This window comes from Roseateles sp. (assembly GCF_047654785.1).
Classification (GTDB): Bacteria; Pseudomonadota; Gammaproteobacteria; order Burkholderiales; family Burkholderiaceae_C; genus Pelomonas.
The window spans coordinates 843,986-867,704 of record NZ_JASGKQ010000003.1 but is presented as its reverse complement, the minus strand read 5'-3'; the positions used below and the strand labels follow the sequence as shown (position 1 = coordinate 867,704).

The 23,719-nt window shown below is 73.0% G+C and carries 25 protein-coding genes and 1 riboswitch; of the genes, 11 read left to right on the top strand and 14 right to left on the bottom strand.

The genetic code is table 11. The features are described from left to right. Positions 1 to 33 precede the first annotated feature (33 nt). The 14 genes from QM788_RS13080 to QM788_RS13015 form a co-directional block, all read right to left on the bottom strand. Positions 34 to 1,020, bottom strand: coding sequence for a flagellar motor protein MotB (locus tag QM788_RS13080; protein ID WP_415661911.1), 987 nt, complete (start codon positions 1,018 to 1,020; stop codon positions 34 to 36). After that, positions 1,010 to 1,942, bottom strand: coding sequence for a flagellar motor stator protein MotA (motA, locus tag QM788_RS13075; protein WP_415661910.1), 933 nt, complete (start codon positions 1,940 to 1,942; stop codon positions 1,010 to 1,012). The genes QM788_RS13080 and motA overlap by 11 nt, the downstream gene beginning before the upstream one ends. 20 nt (positions 1,943 to 1,962) lie before the next feature. Next, on the bottom strand, positions 1,963 to 2,682 hold the full coding sequence (locus QM788_RS13070; protein ID WP_415661909.1) for a FliA/WhiG family RNA polymerase sigma factor: 720 nt from the start codon (positions 2,680 to 2,682) through the stop codon (positions 1,963 to 1,965). A gap of 11 nt (positions 2,683 to 2,693) precedes the next feature. Continuing rightward, positions 2,694 to 3,167 carry a flagellar basal body protein gene (locus QM788_RS13065; protein WP_415661908.1) on the bottom strand — a complete coding sequence of 158 codons (474 nt, stop codon included), beginning with the start codon at positions 3,165 to 3,167 and terminating at the stop codon, positions 2,694 to 2,696. Between the two features lie 15 nt (positions 3,168 to 3,182). Next, positions 3,183 to 4,259: a flagellar hook-length control protein FliK gene (locus tag QM788_RS13060; RefSeq protein ID WP_415661907.1), complete on the bottom strand. Its 1,077-nt coding sequence runs from the start codon at positions 4,257 to 4,259 to the stop codon at positions 3,183 to 3,185. Further along, on the bottom strand, positions 4,256 to 4,549 hold the full coding sequence (locus tag QM788_RS13055) for a hypothetical protein (RefSeq protein ID WP_415661906.1): 294 nt from the start codon (positions 4,547 to 4,549) through the stop codon (positions 4,256 to 4,258). Before QM788_RS13055 ends, QM788_RS13060 begins: the two co-directional genes overlap by 4 nt. Positions 4,550 to 4,553: 4 nt before the next feature. Then, on the bottom strand, positions 4,554 to 4,940 hold the full coding sequence (gene fliS / locus QM788_RS13050; RefSeq protein ID WP_415661905.1) for a flagellar export chaperone FliS: 387 nt from the start codon (positions 4,938 to 4,940) through the stop codon (positions 4,554 to 4,556). 3 nt (positions 4,941 to 4,943) lie between these two features. Next, positions 4,944 to 6,320 (bottom strand): flagellar filament capping protein FliD, encoded by a 1,377-nt coding sequence (gene fliD, locus QM788_RS13045; RefSeq protein WP_415661904.1) that lies wholly within the window; start codon positions 6,318 to 6,320, stop codon positions 4,944 to 4,946. Between the two features lie 76 nt (positions 6,321 to 6,396). Continuing rightward, on the bottom strand, positions 6,397 to 6,825 hold the full coding sequence (locus tag QM788_RS13040; RefSeq protein ID WP_415661903.1) for a flagellar export protein FliJ: 429 nt from the start codon (positions 6,823 to 6,825) through the stop codon (positions 6,397 to 6,399). Then, on the bottom strand, positions 6,822 to 8,132 hold the full coding sequence (gene fliI / locus QM788_RS13035) for a flagellar protein export ATPase FliI (RefSeq protein ID WP_415661902.1): 1,311 nt from the start codon (positions 8,130 to 8,132) through the stop codon (positions 6,822 to 6,824). The genes QM788_RS13040 and fliI overlap by 4 nt, the downstream gene beginning before the upstream one ends. Then, positions 8,129 to 8,803, bottom strand: coding sequence for a flagellar assembly protein FliH (gene fliH / locus QM788_RS13030; RefSeq protein WP_415661901.1), 675 nt, complete (start codon positions 8,801 to 8,803; stop codon positions 8,129 to 8,131). The genes fliI and fliH overlap by 4 nt, the downstream gene beginning before the upstream one ends. Next, a complete protein-coding gene (locus QM788_RS13025) occupies positions 8,800 to 9,828 on the bottom strand; it encodes a flagellar motor switch protein FliG (RefSeq protein ID WP_415661900.1) in 1,029 nt (342 codons plus the stop codon). The genes fliH and QM788_RS13025 overlap by 4 nt, the downstream gene beginning before the upstream one ends. Further along, positions 9,821 to 11,476 (bottom strand): flagellar basal-body MS-ring/collar protein FliF, encoded by a 1,656-nt coding sequence (fliF, locus tag QM788_RS13020; protein WP_415662986.1) that lies wholly within the window; start codon positions 11,474 to 11,476, stop codon positions 9,821 to 9,823. Before fliF ends, QM788_RS13025 begins: the two co-directional genes overlap by 8 nt. 10 nt (positions 11,477 to 11,486) lie before the next feature. Then, positions 11,487 to 11,834, bottom strand: coding sequence for a flagellar hook-basal body complex protein FliE (locus QM788_RS13015; RefSeq protein WP_415661899.1), 348 nt, complete (start codon positions 11,832 to 11,834; stop codon positions 11,487 to 11,489). 446 nt (positions 11,835 to 12,280) lie between these two features. Beyond that, positions 12,281 to 12,378, bottom strand: a riboswitch (cyclic di-GMP riboswitch). 369 nt (positions 12,379 to 12,747) lie between these two features. Here QM788_RS13015 and QM788_RS13010 point away from each other — a divergent pair. From QM788_RS13010 to QM788_RS12960, 11 genes are all read left to right on the top strand, one after another. After that, positions 12,748 to 13,560 (top strand): FliM/FliN family flagellar motor switch protein, encoded by an 813-nt coding sequence (locus QM788_RS13010; protein WP_415661898.1) that lies wholly within the window; start codon positions 12,748 to 12,750, stop codon positions 13,558 to 13,560. A gap of 13 nt (positions 13,561 to 13,573) precedes the next feature. Next, positions 13,574 to 13,939, top strand: a complete 366-nt coding sequence (locus QM788_RS13005; RefSeq protein ID WP_415662985.1) for a FliM/FliN family flagellar motor switch protein — start codon at positions 13,574 to 13,576, stop codon at positions 13,937 to 13,939. A 43-nt stretch (positions 13,940 to 13,982) separates the two neighbouring features. Next, positions 13,983 to 14,738 carry a flagellar type III secretion system pore protein FliP gene (fliP, locus tag QM788_RS13000; protein WP_415661897.1) on the top strand — a complete coding sequence of 252 codons (756 nt, stop codon included), beginning with the start codon at positions 13,983 to 13,985 and terminating at the stop codon, positions 14,736 to 14,738. A 257-nt stretch (positions 14,739 to 14,995) separates the two neighbouring features. Continuing rightward, positions 14,996 to 15,265, top strand: a complete 270-nt coding sequence (gene fliQ / locus QM788_RS12995; RefSeq protein WP_415661896.1) for a flagellar biosynthesis protein FliQ — start codon at positions 14,996 to 14,998, stop codon at positions 15,263 to 15,265. Continuing rightward, a complete protein-coding gene (locus tag QM788_RS12990) occupies positions 15,265 to 16,056 on the top strand; it encodes a flagellar biosynthetic protein FliR (protein ID WP_415661895.1) in 792 nt (263 codons plus the stop codon). The genes fliQ and QM788_RS12990 overlap by 1 nt, the downstream gene beginning before the upstream one ends. Beyond that, on the top strand, positions 16,049 to 17,191 hold the full coding sequence (gene flhB, locus QM788_RS12985) for a flagellar type III secretion system protein FlhB (protein ID WP_415661894.1): 1,143 nt from the start codon (positions 16,049 to 16,051) through the stop codon (positions 17,189 to 17,191). Before QM788_RS12990 ends, flhB begins: the two co-directional genes overlap by 8 nt. Further along, a complete protein-coding gene (locus QM788_RS12980) occupies positions 17,188 to 19,287 on the top strand; it encodes a flagellar biosynthesis protein FlhA (RefSeq protein WP_415661893.1) in 2,100 nt (699 codons plus the stop codon). Before flhB ends, QM788_RS12980 begins: the two co-directional genes overlap by 4 nt. 132 nt (positions 19,288 to 19,419) lie before the next feature. Further along, positions 19,420 to 20,040: an RBBP9/YdeN family alpha/beta hydrolase gene (locus QM788_RS12975; RefSeq protein ID WP_415661892.1), complete on the top strand. Its 621-nt coding sequence runs from the start codon at positions 19,420 to 19,422 to the stop codon at positions 20,038 to 20,040. Between the two features lie 77 nt (positions 20,041 to 20,117). Further along, on the top strand, positions 20,118 to 21,062 hold the full coding sequence (locus QM788_RS12970; protein WP_415661891.1) for a CysB family HTH-type transcriptional regulator: 945 nt from the start codon (positions 20,118 to 20,120) through the stop codon (positions 21,060 to 21,062). 41 nt (positions 21,063 to 21,103) lie between these two features. After that, on the top strand, positions 21,104 to 22,099 hold the full coding sequence (locus QM788_RS12965) for a sulfate ABC transporter substrate-binding protein (protein ID WP_415661890.1): 996 nt from the start codon (positions 21,104 to 21,106) through the stop codon (positions 22,097 to 22,099). A gap of 106 nt (positions 22,100 to 22,205) precedes the next feature. Continuing rightward, entirely contained in the window at positions 22,206 to 23,714 is a 1,509-nt protein-coding gene (locus QM788_RS12960; protein WP_415661889.1) for a DUF1800 domain-containing protein, read from the top strand. The last annotated feature ends 5 nt before the right edge of the window (positions 23,715 to 23,719 follow it).

Sequence of the window (23,719 nt, the reverse complement as noted above, 5' to 3'; positions counted from 1 at the left end):
TCGGTCACCTCTCGACTTGGTTCGCATGGCCGCTCACTCCTTCTCGCCGGGCAGCGCCCGGCGCAGCTCGCGCGCGGCGTCGGCGGACTCGGCGCTCAGCGCCGACAGGCCGTCGCCCCCCTGCGACAGCGGCACGCTCTGCGGCGGCGCGCCGTAGATCTGCGCCAGCAGCCGGGTCTGGCCGGGGGTCAGGATCATCAGCTCGATGCGGCGGTTGGTCGCCGCGAAGCGGTCCTGCGCGTCCAGCGGCACGCTGTCGGCCATGCCGCTGACCTGCATGACGCTGCGCTCGGGCATGCCGCCCTCCAGCAGGTGTAGCCGGGCCGACATCGCGCGGTGCGTGGACAGCGCCCAGTTGGAGAAGGCCGCCGGGCCGCGGTCCACATACTGCGAGGCGTCGGTGTGGCCGACGATCAGCAGCTGGTTGCGCATCTGCGCGAACACCGGCCCGAGCTTCTGCAGCAGGGCCTTGAAGTGCGGCGACGGCGCGGCGCTGCCGCGCTCGAACATGCCGCTGGACTCGGTGTCGTGCAGCATCACGCGCAGGCCCTGCGGCGTGATCGCCATGCGCAGGTTGCCGCTCAGGCCCTCGTCGGCGCTGAGGCGCTCGATGGCGCGCGCCAGCGCCGCCAGGTCGGCCGGGCGCTCGTAGGTGGTGCGGCCGTCGGCGCCCTCCTGGCCGTCGTTCGACCGGCCGCGCGCGGGCGTCTCGCCGTAGGCCGGCACCGGGTGGCGCTCGATCAGGCTGCCGCGCGAGCCCGTGCCCTGCGTGTTGTTGATGCCGTTGCCGTCGTCCAGCATGTTGGCGCCGGCGCTCTTGATCAGCACCTGCATGCGGTCGGACTCGCGCGAGGCCAGCAGCCACATCACCAGGAACAGGCACAGCAGCGCCAGGCAGAAGTCGGCGAAGGCGACCTTCCAGGCGCCGCCGTGCGCTTCGTCGTGCCCCTTGCGCGAGACGCGCTTGACGACGGTGGGGTGCTGCTCGCCCGCGTGGCCGGGCTTGCCGTTAGGCTGCACTGCGCTCTCCCTCCATGCGGTCGGTCGAGCGGCGGCGCGGCGCCTCGCCGTCCTCGCCGCCCGGCTCGCCCAGCTTGTTGATCCAGCCCTCCAGCCGCGCGAAGCTGGGCTTGATGTTGAGCTGCACCAGGCGGCGGCCGGCGTCGATGGCCAGCAGCGGCGGCTTGCCGGCCACGTGCGTGACCAGCACCACCTTGACGGACTCCATCGCCGCCATCTCCTCGTGGACCACCTGCTTCATCATGCTGGCCAGCGGGTCGAACAGGCCGTAGCAGAACAGGATGCCGATGAAGGTGCCGACCATGGCCGCGGCCACCATCATCGCGATCTCGCCGGTGCCGGCGCCGTCGGCCACCGAGGTCATCGCCGTGACGATGCCCAGCACCGCCGCCAGGATGCCGAAGCCGGGCATGGCCTCGGCGACCTTGCCCAGCGAGCGCGCCGGCTGGCTCAGCTCCTCGTGGATGGCCTCCAGCTCCTGCTCCAGCACGCCCTCCAGCTCGTGGGCGTTGATCTTGCCCATCGCCATCAGGCGGAAGTTGTCGACGATGAAGTGCAGCAGCTTGGGCTCCTCCAGCACCAGCGGGTAGCGCTTGAACAGCGCGCTCTCCTGCGGCGCCTCGACGTGCGCGTCCAGCGCCTTCAGGCCGCCGGCCGCCGTCTGCAGCAGCTCGTACATCAGCAACAGCAGCTGGCGCTGGAACTCCTCGCCGGCCTTGCGGCGCGCGACCACCTTGCGCAGCTGCAGCAGCATCTCCGACAGCACGTGCTTGGGGTTGGCCAGCAGGATGGCGCCCAGGCCCGCGCCCAGGATGATCAGCAGCTCGATGGGCTGCCAGATCACCGCGATGTTGCCGCCGTGGATCACGAAGCCGCCGAAGACGCAGCCGATGACGATGAGGATGGCGATGAGGGGTTGCATGGTGGGGGGCGTCCTCGGCTTCAGGCCTGCTGCAGGAAGGCTTTCATCTTCCCGAGCGCGGCCTTGTTGATCTGGGAGACGCGCGCCTCGGTGAGATCGAGCACCGCGGCGATCTCCTTCAGGCTGGCGTCGAATTCGTAATAGAGCTGGATGACCTTCTGCTCGCGCGCGTCCAGGCACTGCAGCGCCTGCGCCAGCGAGCGCGTCACCATCAGCTGCGCCTCGGGCGTGCGCGTGTCGCTGGGCAGGTTGCTCAGCTCGGCCACCATCTCGTCGAAGCTGGCCAGCTCCTCGGCCACCTCGTCCTGCTGGAAGGCCTGGTAGGCCTGCGGCGTGATCTTCAGGTGGCTCAGGATCTCGGCCTCGCCGGGCTCGCGGCCGAGCTTGCGGGTCAGCGCGCGCAGCGCGTCGCGCAGCTTGTGGCTTTCCTGGCGCACCGAGCGCGGCCGCCAGTCCTGGCGGCGCAGCTCGTCGAGGATGGCGCCGCGCACGCGCAGCGCGGCGAAGGCGCCGAAGGCCTCGTCCGGCTGGCCGTAGCGGCGCAGCGCCTCCAGCAGCCCCATCAGGCCGACCTGCTCCATGTCCTCGCGGTCCATCACCGCGCTGGCCTGCGCGCCGAGCTGGCGCACGATGCGCTTGACCAGCGGCGCGTACTGGCGCAGCTGCGTGCGCTCGAAGTCCGGCCCCAGCAGGCTGGCGCCGGGCTGGGCGTACTCGGCGTAGGCGGCGGCGACGTGCATGGGTGGGGCCGTCACTCGATGATGAGCTTGCCGATCAGCGCCTCGGCGAACGGTGCGTCGCGCCGCTCGGCCGCGTAGCTGTCGCGGTAGGCCTTGTTCAGCGCCTCGCCGAACTGCGGCACCGTCATCTCGCGGGCGGCCTCCAGCGTGTAGGCCGACAAGGCGCCCACCGCCACCGTGCGCAGCAGCGGCAGGTGCTCCTTGGTGCGCTTCTCCTGGTCGGGCAGCGCCTTGAACACGATGTCCAGCGCCATGTAGTGCGGCGTGTTGTCGCCCTCGCCGCCGCGCACCATCACCAGCACCTTCTCCAGCGTGACGTATTTGTAGTCCGGCGCGGGCTTGGGCTCCTCGGCCGCGGCGGCCTCGGCCTTGCCGCCATGCGGCGCGCGGGCGCCCAGCACCCACCAGACGGCGCCGCCCGCAGCCCCGGCGGCCAGCAGGCCCACCAGCGCGACGACGGCGATCAGCTTGAATTTCTGTTTCATGGTCTTCCCTTGGCGTCAGGCGGCCGCGAGGTCGGCCGCGAAGCCGGCCGCGTCGCCGCCGTCCAGGCCGCGGCCCGGGCGGCGCTGCTGCTGTTGTTCCTGGCGCGCCTGCTGCTGGCCGTCGCGCGCGGCCTGCTGCTGGGCGCCGCCGCGGGCCTCCGTCTCGCGGCCGGGCGCGGCCTGGGCCAGCACCTGCACGCTGACCTCGCCCGTGTGGCGCTGCACCAGGCTCTGGCGCAGCGGCTCGCTGACCTGCTGGATCTGCCGCACCACCTCGTCGTGGCTGGCCGCGATGCGCACCTGCAGCTCGCCGGCCTGCTGGGAGATGGCGATCTCCACCCGGCCCAGCATCGGCGGCTCCAGACGGATGACGGCCTGGTCGCTGCGCGCGGCGATCTGCAGCTGCAGCCGGTCGCCCAGCGCCTGCAGCAGCGGCTGCTGCCATTGCGGGGCCTCGCCCTTCAGCGCGATGGCGGGCAGCGGCAGCGCCGCTGCGGCGGCCGGGGCCGGCGGCGCGGCGGCGAGGACGGGCCCGGCCACGGTGACCGGGGCCGCGTCGGCCTGGGCCGCGGCGCCCCGCGCCGGCTCATCCAGCCCGGCCGGTGGCAAGGCCGGCGATGCCGGCGCCGGCCGGGGCGCGGCGGCCGGTAGCGCGGCCAGCGCGGCCAGCGCGGACGCGACCGGCAGCGCCGCGTCGGCGGCCGCTGATTCGGCATCGCCCGCCGCGGCGGGGGTCGCCAGCGGCGCGGCCGGGGCCGCCGGCAGCACCGGCACCACGGGGGCGGCGGGCCCGGCCAGCAGGCCCAGCGCCGCCAGCGCGAAGGCGGACTGCGGGTCCAGCGCCTGCGGCTCGTCCTGCGCCGCCTCGGCGTGCGGCGCTTCGTCCGGGGCGCCGGCCGGCAGCCCGTCCGGCTGGGCCTGCGGCAGCGGCGGGGCCGCCAGCTCGGCGGCGCCGTCCAGGCTGGCGACCAGTGCGTCGGCGAAGCCCGCTTCCAGCGGCAGCGCGGCCGGGGCGTCGGCGATGGCGCCGGCCAGGGCGCCGCGCTGCGGGCGGGCCGCGGCGGGCGGGGGCAGCAGGGCTGCGGTGTTCATGGCTGGTCCTCCAACTGCTGGCCGCCGTGGGCGGCATAGGCGCGCCAGCGCTCGCGGCCCTCGCGCATCTGGCTCAGGGTCTCTTCGAGCGACTGCATCTCGTCGCGGCAGCACCGGCGGGCCTCGGCATGGGCCTCGCCCAGCGCCTGCAGCGCCTGGCGCTCCGGCTCGCCGGCCGGCGTCCAGCCGCGCAGCGCGGCGCCCAGTTCGAGGTCCAGGCGCTGCAGCGCGCGCCAGTCGCGGCGGCGGCCGGCGTCGCCCAGGGCCTGGGCCAGGCGCTGCAGCTGCATGGCCTTATCCATGGCGGGCCTGCACGCCCTGCCAGCCGTCGCGGATCTGGCCCAGCAGCCGGCTGACCTCGTCGACGATGGCCACGTCCAGCGCCACGCCGGCCCGGTACAGCCGCTCGGCGCAGTAGTCGTAGAGGCGGGCGAGGTTGTGGACGACCTCGCCGCCCGCGTCCATGTCCAGCGCGCTGGACAGGCCGTTGATGATGCCGACGCACTTCTCCAGGCTGGCCGCCTTGAGCTCGAAGCGGCGCGCCTCGATGTGGCCGCGCGCGCGCGCCAGCTCGTCGAGCAGGCCGTCCATCAGCACCAGCACGAGCTGCACCGGCGAGGCCTGCGCGGTCTGCGCCTTCAGGTTGACGGACTGGTAGCTTTGGTAGGCGTCGTGGATCATGGGCTACTGGGTGGAGAAGAGGCTGTCCAACAGCCCCGAGGTCTTGGACATCTGCTCCTGCATGGCCTGCAGGGCGGAGAACTGCTTCAGGTAGCGCTCGTACATCTGGTCGAAGCGGGCGTCGAGCCGGGTCTGGCGCGCGGTCAGCGTGCGCTGCTGGGCGGCGATCGCGTCCTGGCGCTTCTGCAGCAGGCCGCCGGTGCTGCTGGTCCACTGCTCGGTGGCGGTGGCGAGGCTGCCGAGCAGGCCGCTGCGGGTGGTCAGCGTGGCCTTGCCGAGGAAGCCGTCCAGCACGTCGGGCGTCGTCGCCAGCGCCCGGGACAGCTTGTCGCCGTCCAGGCTGAGCTTGCCGGCGCGGTCCAGCGAGAAGCCCAGGTCGCGCAGGTTCGTGCCGCCGACGTCCTGGCGCAGCAGGCCGGCGAGGCGGTCGCGCAGCGACTTCAGGCTGGAGTCGCTGGCCAGCGGGCCAGCCGCGCCGTCCGCGCCGCCGCTCTTGAGCAGGCCGTCCAGCGTGCTGCGCAGCGTGTTGTACGCGTTCACGAAGCCGGTGATGTTGCCCTGGGTGGCGCTGGTGTCCTGGGCCACGGCCAGCGTCATCGGCGCGCTGCCGGCGGCCTGGGCGGCCTTCAGCGTCAGCGTCACGCCGTCGATGGCGGTGACGGTGTTGCTGTTCTGCTCGATCTTCAGGCCGCTGCCCTGGGCACCCAGCCAGACGACGGCGTTGCGCGCGGCCACCAGCTCCCGGGGCGGGCCGTTCAGCACGGCGGCCAGCGCCGCATCGACGTTGCCGTCGGCGCTGACGGTCATCTCGCCGTCGCTGCCGCCGGTGCCGGCGCTGAACACCAGGCTGGACTGGCCGTTGACGGTGCTGACCATCGCGGTGACCTTGCCCTGGTTGCCGCTGGCGCCGTTCACCGCGCGGGCGATCTCGGCATAGGACAGCGTGCCGTTGCCGTCCATGTCGGCCACCGCGAGGTCGACCTCGAAGCTGTCGCCGTTGCCCAGCGACAGCTGGATCTTGCCGGCGGCGTTGGCCGCGGTGGCCGGCAGGTCCTGGAAGGCGATCTGCTGGTGGCTGGCCAGCTGCTCGACGAACAGCGAGTAGCTGCCCGGCGCGGCCTTGCCGCCCGCGGTGGCGCTGGCGACGGCGGGGTCGGACGCGGTCGCGCTCATCTTCAGCAGGCTGCCGGCGCTGGAGACGCTGCTGAGCGAGCCCAGCGCGGTCTGGAAGCTCGACAGCGCGCTCTGCAGCTTGCCCAGCGCGCCGGACGAGGTGGTCGCGGCGGTCTTCTGCGAATCGATCAGCGACTGCGCGGCCGCGGTGTAGGCCTTGGCCAGCGAAGTGGCCGTGGTCGTCGGGTCATAGCTCGTGGTGGTCATCGGCGGCTCCTCGGAGAGGTGATGGGACTACCCTCGGACAAGACGACGCGCGCGGCCGACAACTTAAAAAACCCCCTCATGCCCGGCTCCGCTGCCAGACCTGGCCGGCCAGCTCGTCCTGGCCCTTCTGCTGGCGCCGCTCGTCCTCGGCGCGCAGGCGGCTGCCCACGCGCTCCAGCAGCTGGCCGACGGCCTCCTGCTTGCGCGCCACGGCCAGCACGGCCTGGCGCTGGGCGGCCACGTCGGCCTCGTGGGCGGCGAGGTTCTCGCGCTGCCGGTCGGCCCACTGCATGACGGACTCCTTGTAGTCGCCGCCGTTGACGGCCAGGCTGGGCGAGAACGCGCCGGTCGGGCCCAGCTGCGCGTTCAGCGTCTCCAGCCGCTGCACGGCGGCGGCGCTGCGCGCGCGCAGCCGCTCCTTGGCGGCCAGCTCGGCCTGGTGGCGTTCCAGCTCGCGGCCGCGCAGGTCGACGATGCGGCGCAGGTTCAGTTGCAGTTGCTTCATTGCACGATCTCCGCGAGGCGCTGCAGGGTCTCGTCCAGCCGCGCCGGCTCGTTGACGCCCTGGTGCAGGAAGGCCTCGATCTGGGGGAAGAGCCGCACGGCGCGGTCGGTCTGGGGGTCGGCGCCGGGCACGTAGGCGCCCAGCGGCATCAGTTCGCGCACCTGCTCGTACTTGGCGGCCAGCGCCTTCAGCTCGCGCGCGGCCTGCTGGTGCGCCTTGGCCGCCACCAGCGCCATGCAGCGGCTGATGGACTGGGCCACGTCGATGGCGGGGTAGTGGCCGCGCTCGGCCAGCGCGCGGGACAGCACGATGTGGCCGTCCAGGATGGCGCGCGCGGTGTCCACCACCGGGTCCTGCTGGTCGTCGCCCTCGGCCAGCACGGTGTAGATGGCGCTCATGCTGCCCTGCGGGTGCTCGCCGTTGCCGGCGCTCTCGACCAGCTCGGGCAGCACCGAGAACACCGACGGCGGGTAGCCGCGCGTGGCCGGCGGCTCGCCCAGCGCCAGCGCCACCTCGCGCTTGGCCATCGCGTAGCGGGTCAGCGAGTCCACCAGCAGCAGCACGTGGGCGCCGGTGTCGCGGTAGTGCGCGGCGATGGTGTGGCACAGCTCGGTGGCGCGCATGCGCATCAGCGGCGACTCGTCGGCCGGCGCGACGACGACGACGGCACGCGCCAGGCCGGCCTCGCCGAGGCTGAGGTCGATGAACTCGCGCACCTCGCGGCCGCGCTCGCCGATCAGGCCCACGACCACCACGTCGGCGACGGTCTGGCGCGTGATCAGGCCCAGCAGCACGCTCTTGCCCACGCCGGAGCCGGCCATCAGGCCGACGCGCTGGCCGCGGCCCAGCGTCAGCAGGCCGTTGATGGCGCGCACGCCGACGTCCAGCGGCTCGTGCACCGGCGTCTTCTTCAGCGGGTTGACCTTGGGCGGGCGGCTGGGCAGCGGGTGCTCGCCGGTCAGCCGGCCCAGGCCGTCGATGGGCTCGCCCAGGCCGTTGACGATGCGGCCCAGCCAGGCCGGGCCGATCATCGGCGTGCGCAGCTCCGGCGCCGGCAGCACGCGCGCGCCGGTGGACAGGCCCTCGGGCTTCTTGAACGGCATCAGGTAGGACACCTCCTCGCGGAAGCCCACCACCTGCGCCGCGATCCACTCGCCGCCCGCGCCCTCGATCATGCAGCGCTGGCCGGTGCGCAGCGCGCAGCCGACGCTCTCCAGCAGCAGCCCGGAGGCGCCCACCAGCCGGCCCGTGGGCGTGGCCACCGGCACCTCGCCCAGCTCGACCCGGCGCAGCGCGGCGGCGATCACGAGGCCTCCTCCGCCGCCACGTCCAGCAACTGCGCCTTGACCTGGTCCATGCAGGCCGCCAGCCGCTGGCCGCAGCCGGCGTCGGCCTCGTGGCCGCCGGCCAGCAGCCGGCATTCGCCGCTTTCGAGCTTGGCGTCGGCGCGCAGCGTCCAGGCCGCGGCACGCTCGGGCGCCAGGTCCTGCAGCCGGCGCAGGTCCTCGGGGTTCAGGAACACCTCCACGCCCTCGCGGCGCACCGGCATGCTGGCCAGCGTCTCGTCCACCAGCGCCAGCAGCTGCGTGGGCTGCAGCGTCAGCTCGGCGCGGATGACCTGGCGCGCGACCTTCTCGACCAGGTCCACCACCTCCTTGCGCAGCGCCGACTGGTAGTCGGCCTGCAGCTGGCGCAGCTCGGCCAGCAGCGCGTCCACCGGGCCCGACAGCGCGGCGAAGCGCTCCTGCGCCTCGCGCCGGCCCTGCTCGCGGCCCTCCTCCCGGCCGACGGCCTGGGCAGCTTCGCGGCCGGCGGCCAGGCCGCTGGCGTGGCCTTCCTCGTAGCCCTTGGCCAGGCCTTCCTGGAAGCCCTGGGCCAGCACCTGCTGCAACTGCGCCGGCGAGCTGCCGGCCAGCTCGCGCGCGGCGCTGAGCTGGGCCAGCGGCGGAAAGCGGTGGGGGCGAAGTACGGGTTTCACTCGACGGTCGCCTCGGCAAACAGCTGCACCTGGATCTCACCGGCATCCACCAGGCCCTTGACCAGCGTCATGACCTCGTTGCGCGACTGCTCGGCGCGCGACAGCGGGATCGGGCCGCCGCGGCGGATCAGGTCCTCGAAGCTCTGCGCCTGGCGGCGCGGCATCGCGGCCAGGATGGCCGTGCGCACCGCCGGCTCGGCGCCCTTCAGCGCCACGGCCCACAGCTCGATGGGCACCTCCTCGATGATGCGGGTCAGCACCGCCTCGGTCTGGCGCGACAGGATGAAGAAGTCGTACATGCTGACCTCGATCTCGCTGACCACGTCGGGGTCCTGCGCGCGCAGCAGCTCCACCATCTGCTGGCGCTGGTCCGGCAGCCGGTTCAGGATCTCGGCGACCTGGCGCACGCCCTCGACGTTGGCGCCCTGGTGGCCCAGGCCCACCAGGCAGCGCTCCACCAGCTGCTCCAGCTCGGCCAGCAGCTCGGCGTCCACCTCGGACAGCCGGGCCACGTTCAGCAGCACCTGGTCGCGGCCGGCGTCCGGCAGCGCGGCCAGCACGTCGCTGGCCAGCGTGGGCGGCAGGAAGGCCAGGAACACCGCCTGCATGCGCACATGCTCGTCGGCGATGTGGTCGGCCAGCCACTTCGGCGAGGCCCATTGCAGGCGCTGCATCTTGGGGCGGATCGCGTCGCCGTAGATGCTGTTGAGCACGCTGTTGGCGATGTCGCCGCCCAGCGCCATGTCCAGCGAGCGCTTCAGGTAGCTGCGCGACGCGCCGTGCACGCCGCTCTGCTCGCGGTAGTCGTCGAAGAAGCCCTGCAGCGCGGTCTTGACCCAGTCGACCTTGATGCCGCTCATGCGCGACATCACCTGGGTCACGTCCAGCAGCTCCTCGCGCGACAGGCAGCGCAGCACCGCCGCGGCGGGCTCCTCGCCCATGCTCAGCAGCACGATGGCGGCGCGCTCCACCGGCGTCAGGCCGGCCGCGGTGGTGGCGGGGATCAGGTCGGTGGCCTCAGGCATTTTTCTTCTGCACCCATTGCTTGACCACCTCGGCGACGCGCTCCGGCTCCTTGGAGGCGAGCACCTTCAGGTGGTCCACCATCACATCCACCGGCGAGCCGGGGGGCGGCAGTTCGTAGTCCTCCAGCAGCGGCACCACGGGCATCGGCCGGTCGGCGGCGCCGCTGGCGGCCGGCGACGGCAGCGCGGCGGCCTGCGCGCCCGCGGCCAGCGCCGCCGGCTCGGCGGACTCCGGCGCCGCACGGCGCGGCGCCAGCGCCTGCTGGCCCAGGCGCAGCAGCGGTCGGGCGAGCAGCAGGTAGCCCAGCACCGCCGCCAGCGCCCAGCCCACCCAGCCGCCGATGTCGACCAGCGTGTCGCGCTGCTGGTACCAGGGGGCGGCGGGCGCCGGCGCGGGGAAGTTCAGCGTCGAGACGGCCAGCTTGTCGCCGCGCTCGGCGTTGATGCCCAGGCCGTTGCCCAGCAGCGTCTGGACCTTGGCGATCTCCTCCGGCGTCCAGGCCTTGGCGCCGCCGGGCGCGACCGCGTTGTTCAGCACCACGGCCACCGACAGCCGCACCAGCCGGCCGCGGCTCTTCTTCACCTGGGTGATGCTGCGGTCGTAGGCGTACTGGCGGGTCGCGGCGTTCTTGCGCGCCTGCGTGCCGTTGGCGCCGGCCGCCGACGCGGCCGGGTTGGGCGCGTTGACCGGGCGGTTGGACAGCGAGCCGGGGATGCCCAGCGCCAGCTGGCCGCGGTCCTGCTCCTCGCGCATGGCCTCGTTGGTCAGGCGCGGCGCGTCGCCGTACTGCTCGCGCGTCTCCTGCACGCGGTCGTTGTCGACCTCGGCGGTCACGGAGACGCGGTAGTTGTCCTCGCCCAGCACCGGGGCGAGCAGGTCGCGCGCGTTGCGGCGCGCCTCGTCCTGGTAATGCCGGGCGGCATCGGTGACCTGGCTGCCCTCGAAGCCCTCGCTGAGGTCCACGCGCGAGGACAGCAGGTTGCCGGCCTGGTCCACCAGGCTGACGCGCGCCGGCTCCAGGCTGGCGACGCTGCCGGCCACCAGGTTGATGGCCGCGGCGATCTGCTCGTTGCCCAGCGTGCGGCCGGGCTTGAGCGTCAGCACGATGGAGGCGGAGCTCTTCTGGCCGTCCGACAGCACGAAGGACGAGGACTTGGCGATGGACAGGTGCACGCGCGCCGACTCCACCGCGTCCAGGCTCATCATGCTCTGCGCCAGCTCGCCCTCCAGGCCGCGGCGGAAGCGCACGTCCTGCACGAACTGGCTGACGCCCAGCGGGTCGTTCCTGTCCATCAGCTCCAGGCCGGCCGGCAGCTTGGCGACGACGCCCTTGGCCGCCAGCAGCATGCGCACCCGGCCGAGCTGCGACTCGGGCACCAGCACCTGGCCGGTCTCGGGGTGCAGCCGGTAGCCGATGCGCTCGGCGTCCAGCACCGCCATCATCTCGGCCGTGGCGATGCGCTCGCGCTGGCCGAACACCGGCTTGTAGCCGGCCTGGTCGCGCCACATCAGCATCAGCGCCAGCGCGGTGCCGGCCAGCGCCAGCCCGACGACGGGCAGCAGGCCGCGCAGCAGCCCGCCCGGCAGGGCCTGCAGGGACGGCAGGCGGCTCCAGGCCGGGCCGAGGCGGGCGCTCAGGGCTTTCATCATGCGGGCCTCAGAGCGGCAGCTTGATCAGCTCGTCCACCGCGCCGACCACCTTGTTGCGCACCTGCATGAGCATCGAGAAGGACAGGCTTGCCTGCTGGCTGGCGAGCATGGCGCCGACGAGGTCGTCGCTCTCGCCGGTCTCGACCGCCGTCATGCGCTGGGCCGCGTCCTGGTCCTGCCCGTCGACGCCGCGCAGCGCCTGCACCAGGCTGTCGGCAAAGCCGCCCGCAGGCGCGGCAGCGGCGCCGGGCGCGGCGGCGGCGACCAGGCGCTGCGCATCCTGCTCCAGGCGGGCCAGGTCGGCCAGCAGCCCCGAGCTCAGCGACGGCGCCATGGAGGCGTCATTGACGGCCATTTTCATTCCTTCTCGTCAAAAGGCTGGCCCTGCGCCGGGCAAAACCATCCCCTGCCCCACTTCGGGGCATATTTACCGACTTATTCAATATCGACCCGCCGCGGTTCTTATTCGATGCCGGCGGAAACCTTGGCCGGGCCGCATCCGGCATCCCCAGGACGCGTCACCCGATTCACGGCCTGAATACTATTCAGGCCAATATGACGAATCCATGCTACCCGGGGCAGCGGCCGGGCAAGCCGCGGAAAAGGACCGGAAAAGGCCGGGAGAACCGGCGCGGCGCGGCCGGCGGGGCAAGGACGGGAAGCGGTTCGGCTCGCGCATGGTCGCAATCTCCAACGGGTGGGTCGGCGGCGAACCCGGCGAGTGCCAGCGGGTCACGACAGGCCGCGGCAAGCGACCCGGCAGGCAGGAGCGCGGCACCGGGGCGGCGCGGCGGACTCAGGCCTGGCAACCCCGCTATCGTGATGCACGGCCTGCGCCGCGCATGGTGGACCGGAAGCTTTGCGACCCCGACTCTCGTTCGGGTGTGCCCTGATGCGATGGACTGTAGCCAGCCCGGGCCGGGCCGCGGCGCACGGCGCCGCGGCCGCCGTGATTTTGTGCACGCGCAGCATGAGCCCCGCCGCGCCTCGGCGGCCGGCGTCTTCCCCGCACGAGCGGGCGCCGGCCCCGGGCCGCACGCCGCTCCAAAGACGAAGGCGACCGCCGGCGACGCCGGCTTAAATCGGCGCCGGGCCGCGCCGCGTGACTTTTTTCTCGCCGCAGCCGCAAGCAATTTCCCGCCGGACGCCGCCACCCTTTGCCGGCCCATCGAAATTTCGCCAGAATCCACCCACCCGGAAATACCCCCCAGCAGGCCGCCGCCATAATGCGCCGGCCGCCGCACCCCGATATTCATCCCGCACCGCCCATGAGCACCCCCACCCCCACCGTCCTGGACCCGCGCACGCTGGGCCGGCCGGTGCACCTGCTGCCGCAGTTCACCGGGCAGCTGAGCGAGGCGCTGGGCGAGCTGCTGCGCCAGCACAACCGCCGCTACCGCGCCCACTACCAGGTCGGCGAGGTGGCGCTCGCCCCGGGCCAGGGCGACGCCGGGCGCTGGCTGGTCGGCAGCGCCGCGGCCGGCCACCTGGCCTGCCTGCTGGAGCGCAGCCTGGTGCTGAGCCTGATGGCGCACCGCTACGGCGCCACGCCGGCCGAGACCGAGAACGCCCAGCAGACCGCCACCGAGGCGCGCCTGCAGGCGCTGCTGTGCCGCCAGCTGCTGGGCTGCGTGCAGCAGGCCCTGGGCCTGCCCGCCGAGGACCTCGCGCTGCAGCACAGCCCGCACTCGGGCCTGACGCCCGGTGGCTGGATCGTGCGGGCCACCATCCTCGAGCCCGGGCAGAACTTGTCCAGCACCGTCCTCATCGGCCTGGACGGCGCCTGCATGGACCGGCTGCTCCACCGCCTGGCCGACGGCCAGCCGCCGCGCGCGCCGCGCGCCCGCACGCCGCCGCCGCAGGCGCTGGCGCGCCGGCTGGACGTGAAGCTGCAGGCCCGGCTGCTGCAGCAGACCCTGTCGCTGGGCGAGCTGCTGGACCTGCGGCCCGGCGACCTCGTGCCCGTGCGGCTGAACCCCAAGGCCACGCAGGTGCTGGTCGACGGCTCCTGCCTGTTCACCGCCTCGGTGGCCGAGCACCAGGGCAAGCTGTGCCTGACCTCCTTCGCGGACACCGACTGACATGAGCCCCCCGATGAACATGAACGACAACCAGGCCATCGAGGCGCTGCTGGATGAATTCCCCGAACAGGACCTGGCGCTGCCCGGCGCGGCCCAGCCGGCCGTGCCGGCGGCGCCGGCACGCGACCTGCCCAAGCTGATGCGCAAGATCCCGGTCACGCTGACGCTGGAGGTGGGCGAGGCCAAGCTGTCGCTGTACGACCTGGCCCACCTGCAGGCCGACAGCGTCGTGGAGCTGGACAGCCTGGCCGGCGAGCCGCTGACCATCAAGGTCAACGGCACCGCCATCGGCCGCGCCGAGGTGGTCGTCAGCGGCGAGAACTACGGCCTGAAGATCGTCGAGATCGACGGGCTGGACCTGGACTCGCTGCAGTCATGAGCACCCGCCCGGCGGGACGGCGCGCCGCGCCCGGGGGGCGCCGGTGAGGCCGCTGCGCGCGCTGGGCGCGGCGGGCCTGGGGCTGGGCCTGACGCTGCTGCACCACCCGGCGCTGGCGCAGACGCTGAAGATCGCCGGCGTCCAGGCCGGCGGCGCGGCCGGCGAGTTCACGGTGAAGACGCAGGTCCTGATCATCATGACCCTGCTGGGGCTGCTGCCCTCGCTGGTGCTGATGATGACCAGCTTCACCCGCTTCGTCATCGTGCTGGCGCTGCTGCGCCAGGCGCTGGGCCTGCAGCAGGGCCTGCCCAACCGCCTCATCACCGGCGTCGCGCTGATCCTGACCCTGCTCGTCATGCGGCCCATCGGCACGCAGATCTGGGAGCAGGCCTTCGTGCCCTATGACGCCGACAAGATCACGCTGACGCAGGCGCTGCAGGTCGCCGAGGCGCCGCTGTCGCGCTTCATGCTCGCGCAGACCAGCAAGACCGCGCTGGCCCAGGTGGCCAAGCTGGCCGGCGAGGACGGCGCCGCCGAGCCCGCGCCGCACAGCTTCCCGGTCAAGCTGTCGGCCTTCGTGCTGTCGGAGCTGAAGACGGCGTTCCAGATCGGCTGCATGCTGTTCATCCCTTTCCTGGTCATCGACCTGGTCGTCGCCTCGGTGCTGATGGCCATGGGCATGATGATGCTCAGCCCGCTGGTGATCTCGCTGCCGCTGAAGCTGCTGCTGTTCGTGCTGGTGGACGGCTGGACGTTGACGGTCAACACGCTGGTGTCCAGCGTGAGGGTGGTGAGCTGAATGTGGCCGCCCCTCGCCCGATCTCGCCACGCTGAACGCGGGCGAGCCTGGTCGGTCTTGCAGACCGCGCAGCGGGCCAGCCCGCTGCCCTTCGGCAGGCACGGCGAGCCCACTGGGCTCGCTGTGTCCGGCCTCAGCCCCCGAGGGGACGGCGATGCTTGCGGCATCGAGCCGCAAGCACATCGCCAGCGCGGGCCGGCTTGGGGCGGCCCGGCGCTCGGCCCGCAAGACCCGGACACCAACGCGGCAGGCCATCCATGACCCCGGAAATCGCCGTCGACCTGCTGGGCGAGGCCGTCCACCTCGTCATGCTGCTGGCGCTGGTGCTGGTGCTGCCGGGGCTGCTGGTGGGGCTGCTGGTGAGCCTGTTCCAGGCGGCCACGCAGATCAACGAGCAGACACTGTCCTTCCTGCCCAAGCTGCTGGTGACGCTGCTGGCGGTGACGCTCGCCGGGCGCTGGATCGTCGGCTACCTGATGGACTTCTGCGTCTCGATCTTCGAGCGCGCCGCCTCGCTGGTGGGCTGATGGAGCTGCTCTTCCCGCAGTTGCTCACGCTGCTGGCCGGGCTGTGGTGGCCGTTCTGCCGCGCGATGGCGATGTTCAGCGCCGCGCCGATGATCGGCGAGGCGCTGGTGCCGGTCAGCGTGCGGGTGCTGCTGTCGCTGGTGCTGGCCGTCGTGCTGCTGCCGGTGTCGCAGAGCACCGCCGTCGCCGGCATCGACCCCTGGTCGCTGCGGGGCGTGGCCGTGGCCGCCGAGCAGGCGGTGCTGGGCTTCGTGCTGGGGCTGGCCTTCCACCTGGCGATGGCGGCGATCACGGTGCTGGGCTATCTGCTGTCGTCGCAGCTGGGCCTGGCGATGGCCGTCATGAACGACCCGCTCAACGGCAGCTCGTCGGACGTGGTCTCGGCGCTGCTCAGCGTGCTGTGCATGCTGGTGTTCTTCAGCGTCGACGGCCACCTGCTGCTGCTGGGCGTGCTGGGCCAGAGCTTCAAGGCCTGGCCGGTGGGCTCGGGCCTGCTGTCCATCTCGCTGGAGACCGTCGCCTACAACGTGGCATGGATGTTCTCGGCCGCGCTGCTGCTGGCGCTGCCGGTGGTGCTGTCCACCTTCGTCGTGCAGATGGGCCTGGGGCTGCTGAACCGCGTCGCGCCGACGCTCAACCTGTTCTCGCTGGGCTTCGCGGTGGTGACGCTGTTCGGCCTGTTCATGCTGTCGCAGATGCTCAGCTTCGTGCCGGGCCACTACCTGCGCCTGACCGAGCGCGTGCTGGACCTGCTGGGCCAGGGCCTGCGCGGCGGAGCCGGCCATGTCTGACAACGCCAGCAGCGGCGACAAGACCGAGAAGCCGTCGGACCAGAAGCTGCGCAAGGCGCGCGAGAAGGGGCAGGTGCCGCGCTCGCGCGACCTGTCCATGGCGGTCGGCGTGCTGCTGGGCTTCAAGCTGGTCACGCTGCTGATGCCGCTGTACCTGGACGACTTCCGCCAGCTGTTCGCGCTCGGCTTCGCGCTGCTGGAGGCCGACGGCGCGCAGGACAACGTCTGGTCGGCCAGCTTCTTCCACGTGATGGCCCTGCTGGCCAAGATGTGCCTGCCGCTGCTGGTGCTGCCGGCCGCCGCGCTGCTGGCGTCCGTCGTGCCGGGCGGTCTGGTGTTCAGCACCTCGCGCTGGCTGCCGGACTTCTCCCGGCTGTCGCCGCTGTCCAACCTGGGGCGGCTGGTCAGTGCCAAGCACTACAGCGAGCTGGCCATCTCCATCGGCAAGGTGGCCTGCCTGCTGGCGCTGCTGGTGCACATGAGCCGCAGCCTCGCGCCCGCCTACCTGGCGCTGCAGGGCCTGAGCCTGGACCAGGCCCTGCTCCAGGGCGCGGGCCTGATGCTGGACGCGCTGCTGACGCTGGCCGCCGTGCTGCTGCTGTTCGCGCTGGTCGACGCGCCGCTGCAGCACTTCTTCTTCATGCGCGGCCAGCGCATGAGCAAGCAGGAGGTCAAGGAGGAGCACAAGCAGCAGGAGGGCCGGCCCGAGGTGCGCCAGCGCGTCCGCCAGCTGCAGCGCGCGCTCGCGCAGCGCGCCGTGCGCAAGACCGTGCCGCAGGCCGACGTCGTCATCGTCAACCCCGAGCACTACGCGGTGGCGCTGCGCTATGACGAGCAGCGCGCCGAGGCGCCCTTCGTGGTCGCCAAGGGCGTGGACGAGATGGCCTTCTACATCCGCGACCTGGCCCGCCAGCACGGCGTGCAGACGCTGACGCTGCCGCCGCTGGCGCGCGCCCTCTACAACAGCGCCCAGGTGCAGCAGCAGATCCCGGCCTCGCTGTACCAGGCGGTGGCCCAGGTGCTGAGCTACGTGATGCAGCTCAAGGCCTTCCAGGCCGGCAAGCGCCGCAGCGCCCCGCGCCCGCCCACCGACTTGCCGGTGCCCCCGCAGCTCTCGGACCCGCAGACCCCATGAACTTCCTCAGCCGACTCCAGGCCCAGCTGGGCCGCTACCGCGTCGCCGCGCCGCTGTTCCTGCTGGCCATCCTCGGCATGGTCATCCTGCCGCTGCCGCCGGTGCTGCTGGACGCGCTGTTCACCTTCAACATCGTGCTGGCGCTGGTGGTCATCCTCGTCAGCGTGAACAGCAAGCGGCCGCTGGACTTCTCGGTGTTCCCGAGCATCATCCTGGCCACCACGCTGCTGCGGCTGTCGCTGAACGTGGCGTCCACGCGCGTCGTGCTGCTGCACGGCCACGAGGGCACGCACGCGGCCGGCCAGGTCATCGAGAGCTTCGGCAACGTCGTCATCGGCGGCAACTTCGTCGTCGGCCTGGTGGTGTTCGTGATCCTGATGGTGGTGAACTTCATCGTCGTCACCAAGGGCGCTGAGCGCATCTCCGAGGTCTCGGCCCGCTTCACGCTGGACGCGCTGCCCGGCAAGCAGATGGCCATCGACGCCGACCTGAACGCCGGCCTCATCAACCAGGAAAAGGCCCAGCAGCGCCGCAAGGACGTGGGCGCCGAGGCCGACTTCTACGGCGCGATGGACGGCGCCAGCAAGTTCGTGCGCGGCGACGCGATCGCGTCCATCCTGATCCTGCTGATCAACATGATCGGCGGCGTCGCCATCGGCGCGCTGATGCACGACCTCAGCCTTGGCGAGGCCTTCCGCACCTACGCGCTGCTGACCATCGGCGACGGCCTGGTCGCGCAGATCCCGGCGCTGCTGCTGTCGGCCGCGGCGGCCATCATCGTCACCCGCGTCAGCGACTCGGGCGACGCCGACGGCGCCTTCGAGGCGCAGATCGGCCAGCAGCTGCTGGCCTCGCCGCAGGTGCTCTACAGCGCCGCCGGCGTGATGACGACGCTGGCGCTGATCCCCGGCATGCCCACCCTGCCCTTCCTGGGCTTCGCGGCGGTGCTCGCCTATGCCGGCTGGCGCATGGCGCAGCGCACGGCGCAGGAGGTCAAGCCGGCGGCGCCCGTCGAGGCCGCGCTGCTGACCGGCCAGCCGCCCGAGCTGGACTGGCGCGCGCTGCCCGCCGTCGAGCCGCTGGCCGTGGCGCTGGGCTACAAGCTGGTGGGCCTGATCGCGCCCGAGCAGGGCGCGCCGCTGCAGCAGCGCGTGCGCGGCATGCGCCAGTCCCTGAGCGAGAGCATGGGTCTGCTGCTGCCGCCCATCCAGGTGCGCGACGACCTGACGCTGCGGCCCGGCCAGTACGCGCTGCTGCTGGACGGCCAGGTGCTGGCCCAGGCCGAGGTGCAGGCCGACCGGCTGATGGCCATCGCGTCGCCGCAGGTCTACGGCGAGCTGGACGGCATCCCCGGCACCGACCCCGCCTACGGCCTGCCGGTCACCTGGATCGAGCCCCAGCACAAGGCCCATGCGCTGGGCCTGGGCTACCAGGTCGTGGACGCGGCCAGCACCATCGCCACCCACCTCGCCAAGGTCGTGCGCGAGCAGCTGCCCGAGCTGCTGCGCTTCGACGACATCACCGCGCTGCAGGAGCGCCTGGCCGCGCAGGCGCCCAAGCTGGCCGCGGCGCTGGACAAGGCCTACAGCCACGCCCAGCTGCTGAAGGTGCTGCGCCTGCTGCTGGCCGAGGGCGTGTCCATCAAGGACATCGTGCCCATCGCCAGCACGCTGGTCGAGCACGCCGAGACCACCAAGGACCCCATCCTGCTGGCCGCCGAGCTGCGCTGCACGCTGCGCCGCCAGCTGGTGGGCCAGCTCGGCGGCCCCACCGGCACGCTGCGCGTCTTCAACCTCGGCGGCGAGCTGGAGAACCTGCTGCTGGCCGCGCTGAACCAGGCCCGCCAGGGCAACGCCAAGGTGCCGCTGGACAGCTACCCGGTGGACCCGCAGCTGCTGGCCCAGCTGCAGCTGCACATGCCCGGCGCGCGCGACCAGCTCAAGGCCCAGGGCGCCGCGCCGGTGCTGCTGGTGATGCCGCAGATCCGCCCGCTGCTGGCCCGCTACGCACGCCTGTTCGCGCCGGGGCTGGCCGTGCTGTCCTACAACGAAGTGCCGGAGCAGCGCGAGATCGCCGTGCTGGGCACGCTGGGCTGACGCCCCCGGCCCGCGAGCCGCAGCGGCGGCGCGGCCCCGGATATGCGGCGCGGGCATGCGCTGCTGCGGATTCCTTCGTTCCCCGGCGCGGCCGCGCCGCGCAGACTGGGCCTTCCCGACACAGGAGCGCCCATGAGCACCGCCGCATCCGCCGAGGCCGCCGCCGCGGGCCGCCGCCCGCCCCGCATCCTCATCATCCCGGGCCTGCACGACAGCGGCCCGGCGCACTGGCAGACCTGGCTGCAGGGCCAGTACCGCGACGCCCGCCGCGTCACGCAGCGCGACCCGAGCCGCCCCGAGCTGGAGCGCTGGGCCGAGCGCATCACGCGCACGCTGGAGGTCGCGGGCGACGGCGAATGGCTGGCCGTCGCGCACAGCTTCGGCTGCCTGGCGCTGGCCCGCCACCTGGCCGACCAGCCCGGCTCGCCGATCCGCGAGGCGCTGCTGGTCGCGCCGGCCGAGCCCGACAAGTTCGGCCTCGCGCACGCCCTGCCCCAGCACCGCCTGCCGCGCCGCGCGCGCCTCATCGCCAGCAGCACCGACCCGTGGATGAGCGCCGCCAGCGCCGCCCGCTGGGCGCACCGCTGGGGCGCCAGCTACAGCAACCTCGGCAACGCCGGCCACATCAACGCCGAGGCCGGTTTCGGCCCGCTGCCGGCGGCCAGGAGCTGGGTCGAGGCCGCCCGCGCCCGCGCCGCCGCCGAGCACCGGCCGCGCGCGGCGGCATTCAGCGCCTGGGCCTGCACGATCTGAGCCGATCAGGAAGCGCATATGCATATCGCCATTCCTTCGACGACAAGCCGCACCCTGCGTCGCAAGAATCCCGCCGCATGAACTTCCAGCAACTCCGCTCCGTCCGCGAAGCCCAGCGCCGCGGCTTCAACCTGACCGAGGTGGCGCAGGCGCTGCACACCTCGCAGCCGGGCGTCAGCCGCCAGATCCGCGAGCTGGAGGAGGAACTGGGCATCGAACTGTTCGTGCGCGTGGGCAAGCGCCTGACCGGGCTGACCGAGCCGGGCGAGCAGGTGCTGCCCGTCATCGAGCGGCTGCTGCAGGAGGCCGAGAACCTGCGGCGCGCGGCCGACGACTTCGCCCAGGCCGGCAGCGGCCGGCTGCGCATCGCCGCCACGCACAGCCAGGCGCGCTACGCGCTGCCGCCGGCCGTGCGCGACTTCCGCGCCCACCACCCCGACGTGAGCCTGCACCTGCAGCAGGGCTCGCCGCAGCAGATCGCGCGGCTGCTGCTGGACGGCGAGGCCGACGTGGGCATCGCCACCGAGGCGCTGGCGCAGTACCCCGAGCTGGTGGCCCTGCCCTGCTACCGCTGGACGCATGCGGTCATCGTGCCGCCCGGCCACCCGCTGCTGGACGGCCCGCTGACGCTGGAGCGGCTGGCGCAGCACCCCATCGTCACCTACGAGCCCGGCTACACCGGCCGCTCGCACATCGACGCGGCCTTCGCCGCCGCGCGGCTCGCGCCGCACATCGTGCTCAGCGCGATGGACGCCGACGTCATCAAGACCTACGTGGAGCTGGGCCTGGGCGTGGGCATCGTCGCGGCCATCGCCTTCGACGAGGAGCGCGACCGCCACCTGCGCGCCCTCGACGCCCGCCACCTGTTCGAAGACAACATGACCCGCCTGGCCGTGCGCCGCAGCGCCTACCTGCGCGACTACGTGTACGCCTTCATCCAGACCTTCGCGTCGCCGCTGCGCCGCGACGTGGTGGACGCCGCCCGCCACGAGCCCGCGCCGACCTGGGCCGAAGCCGCCTGACCCGCCTCCCTCACCCTGCCCTGTCCCCGACCACGACGACCATGCGCCGCACCCTCACCGCCCTCGCCTTCACGGCCTTCGCCACCTTCACCGCCACCGGCGCCCACGCGCAGGCCTCGCTGCTGAACGTCTCCTACGACCCCACGCGCGAGCTGTACCAGGACTTCAACAAGGCCTTCGCCGCCCACTGGAAGGCCAGGACCGGCGAGACCCTCACCATCAAGGCCTCGCACGGCGGCTCGGGCAAGCAGGCACGCTCCGTGATCGACGGCCTGGAGGCCGACGTGGTGACGCTGGCGCTGGCCTACGACATCGACGCCATCGCCGACCACAAGCTGCTGCCGCTGGACTGGCAGAAGCGCCTGCCGCAGAACGCGTCACCCTACACGTCCACCATCGTGTTCCTGGTGCGCAAGGGCAACCCCAAGGGCATCAAGGACTGGCCGGACCTGGTCAGGCCCGGCGTCGGCGTCATCACGCCCAACCCCAAGACCAGCGGCGGCGCGCGCTGGAACTACCTGGCCGCCTGGGGCTACCACCTGAAGAACGGCGGCACGCCGGCCACGGCGCAGGACTTCGTCAAAAAGCTCTTCGCCAACGTCAAGGTGCTGGACTCCGGCGCCCGCGGCGCGACGACCACCTTCGTCGAGCGCGGCATCGGCGACGTGCTGATCGCCTGGGAGAACGAAGCCTTCCTGGCCGTCAGGGAACTGGGCCCGGAGAAGTTCGAGATCGTCACGCCCAGCCTGTCCATCCTGGCCGAGCCGCCCGTGGCCGTCGTGGACAAGGTCGTCGACAAGCGCGGCACCCGCAAGCAGGCCCAGTCCTACCTGGAGTACCTGTACGGCCCCGAAGGCCAGGAGCTGGCGGCGCAGAACTACTACCGGCCCCGCGATGCCAAGGTCGCGGCCAAATACGCGAAGACCTTCGCGCCGGTCAAGCTGTTCACCCTCGACGAGCTGTTCGGCGACTGGCGCAAGGTGCAGAAGACGCACTTCGACGACGGCGGCGTGTTCGACAAGATCTACCTGAAGTGAGGCCCGCCGGCGGGCCGCGAGGGCTGCGAGCCGCCCGTCACCGGATGTGAAGTCTTGTTGCCCGCCTCGACAGCGGGCGCAGCGCGGGCCCATCATGGCGCCCGCCATGAGAACCCTCGCGCTCGCTGCCGTCCTCGCTGCCGTCCTCGCCGGCTGCGCCACCGCGCCGGCCGCTGATCCGGCCACGCAACCGGCCGCCCAAACGACCGCCCAAACGGCCCGCGACGCGCTCTGGCTGGACCGCCTCACCTGGGGCGCCACCGGCGCCGACCTCGCGCAGCTGCGCCGCCAGGGCCGCGCCGCCTGGCTGGACGCGCAGCTCGACGACGGCCCCGCCGCCCGGCCGCCGGCCCTCCCGCCGCTGCCACCGCTGCTGCCGCTGGTGCAGCAGCTGGCGGCGCAGCGCCAGGCGGCCGATGCCCTCGCCGACGGCGACGCCCGCGCCGCCGCGCGCCGGGCTTACCAGCAGGCGCTGGCCCGGCTGGCCCGCGGGGCCTCGGCGCGCACGCTGCTGCACGCGCTGGACTCGCCGCAGCAGCTGCGCGAGCAGCTGACCTGGTTCTGGTTCAACCACTTCAACGTGGCCCAGGCCAAAGGCGACCTGCGCGCGATGGTGGGCGACTACGAGCAGGGCCTGCGCGAGCGCGCGCTCGGGCGCTTCCGCGACCTGCTGGGCTACGCGGTCCGCCACCCGGCCCTGCTGCGCTACCTGGACAACGAGCGCAACGCCGCCCGCCGCCTCAACGAGAACCACGCCCGCGAGCTGCTGGAGCTGCACACGCTGGGCGTGGACGGAGGCTACGGCCAGCGCGACGTGCAGGCGCTGGCCCGGGTGCTCACCGGCCTGGGCCTGCGCCTGGCGGACGGCCCGCCCCGGCTGCGCCCCGCGCAGCAGGCCCGGTACTGGCGCGACGGGCTGGCGGAGTTCAACCCCGCGCGGCACGACTTCGGCGCCAAGACGCTGCTGGGCCAGCCCATCCGCGGCGACGGCCTGGCCGAGATCGACCACGTGCTCGACCTGCTGGCCCGCCATCCCGCCACCGCGCGCCACCTGTGCGCCAAGCTGGCCCGCTACTTCGTCGCCGACGAGCCGCCGCCCGCGCTGGTCGCGCGGATGGCCGAGCGCTGGCGGCGCAGCGACGGCCGCATCGCCGAGGTGCTGCGCACCCTGGTCGCCTCGCCCGAGTTCGAGGCCTCGTTGGGCCGCAAGTTCAAGGACCCGGTGCACTACGTCGTCTCCGCCGTGCGGCTGGCCCATGCCGACCGCGCGGCGCTCGACACCGCGCCGCTGCTCGGCTGGCTGAACCGGCTCGGCCAGGCGCCCCACGACCGCGCGACGCCCGACGGCTACCCGCTGGACGAGGGCGCCTGGGCCGGGCCCGGGCAGATGGCCACGCGCTTCGAGGTCGCGCAGGCCATCGGCAGCGGCATGCCGGCGCTGCGCCGGGCCCCGGGCCAGCGCCGCCCGGCCGTGCCGCAGCTGGACACGCCGCTGTACCGCGACGCCATCGCGCCGCGCCTGGCGCCCGCCACGCGCGCGGCGCTGGCCGGCGCCGCCTCGCCGCAGGCCTGGAACACCCTGCTGCTCGCCTCGCCCGAGTTCATGCACCGCTGACCGCC

Coding starts and splice junctions, on each gene's coding strand:
- motA (WP_415661910.1), bottom strand. CDS start 1,942: ATGCAACCCCTCATCGCCATCCTCATCGTCATCGGCTGCGTCTTCGGC.
- QM788_RS13070 (WP_415661909.1), bottom strand. CDS start 2,682: ATGCACGTCGCCGCCGCCTACGCCGAGTACGCCCAGCCCGGCGCCAGC.
- QM788_RS13065 (WP_415661908.1), bottom strand. CDS start 3,167: ATGAAACAGAAATTCAAGCTGATCGCCGTCGTCGCGCTGGTGGGCCTG.
- QM788_RS13060 (WP_415661907.1), bottom strand. CDS start 4,259: ATGAACACCGCAGCCCTGCTGCCCCCGCCCGCCGCGGCCCGCCCGCAG.
- QM788_RS13055 (WP_415661906.1), bottom strand. CDS start 4,549: ATGCAGCTGCAGCGCCTGGCCCAGGCCCTGGGCGACGCCGGCCGCCGC.
- fliS (WP_415661905.1), bottom strand. CDS start 4,940: ATGATCCACGACGCCTACCAAAGCTACCAGTCCGTCAACCTGAAGGCG.
- fliD (WP_415661904.1), bottom strand. CDS start 6,320: ATGACCACCACGAGCTATGACCCGACGACCACGGCCACTTCGCTGGCC.
- QM788_RS13040 (WP_415661903.1), bottom strand. CDS start 6,825: ATGAAGCAACTGCAACTGAACCTGCGCCGCATCGTCGACCTGCGCGGC.
- QM788_RS13025 (WP_415661900.1), bottom strand. CDS start 9,828: ATGCCTGAGGCCACCGACCTGATCCCCGCCACCACCGCGGCCGGCCTG.
- fliF (WP_415662986.1), bottom strand. CDS start 11,476: ATGAAAGCCCTGAGCGCCCGCCTCGGCCCGGCCTGGAGCCGCCTGCCG.
- QM788_RS13015 (WP_415661899.1), bottom strand. CDS start 11,834: ATGGCCGTCAATGACGCCTCCATGGCGCCGTCGCTGAGCTCGGGGCTG.
- QM788_RS13010 (WP_415661898.1), top strand. CDS start 12,748: ATGAGCACCCCCACCCCCACCGTCCTGGACCCGCGCACGCTGGGCCGG.
- QM788_RS13005 (WP_415662985.1), top strand. CDS start 13,574: ATGAACATGAACGACAACCAGGCCATCGAGGCGCTGCTGGATGAATTC.
- fliQ (WP_415661896.1), top strand. CDS start 14,996: ATGACCCCGGAAATCGCCGTCGACCTGCTGGGCGAGGCCGTCCACCTC.
- QM788_RS12990 (WP_415661895.1), top strand. CDS start 15,265: ATGGAGCTGCTCTTCCCGCAGTTGCTCACGCTGCTGGCCGGGCTGTGG.
- flhB (WP_415661894.1), top strand. CDS start 16,049: ATGTCTGACAACGCCAGCAGCGGCGACAAGACCGAGAAGCCGTCGGAC.
- QM788_RS12980 (WP_415661893.1), top strand. CDS start 17,188: ATGAACTTCCTCAGCCGACTCCAGGCCCAGCTGGGCCGCTACCGCGTC.
- QM788_RS12975 (WP_415661892.1), top strand. CDS start 19,420: ATGAGCACCGCCGCATCCGCCGAGGCCGCCGCCGCGGGCCGCCGCCCG.
- QM788_RS12970 (WP_415661891.1), top strand. CDS start 20,118: ATGAACTTCCAGCAACTCCGCTCCGTCCGCGAAGCCCAGCGCCGCGGC.
- QM788_RS12965 (WP_415661890.1), top strand. CDS start 21,104: ATGCGCCGCACCCTCACCGCCCTCGCCTTCACGGCCTTCGCCACCTTC.
- QM788_RS12960 (WP_415661889.1), top strand. CDS start 22,206: ATGAGAACCCTCGCGCTCGCTGCCGTCCTCGCTGCCGTCCTCGCCGGC.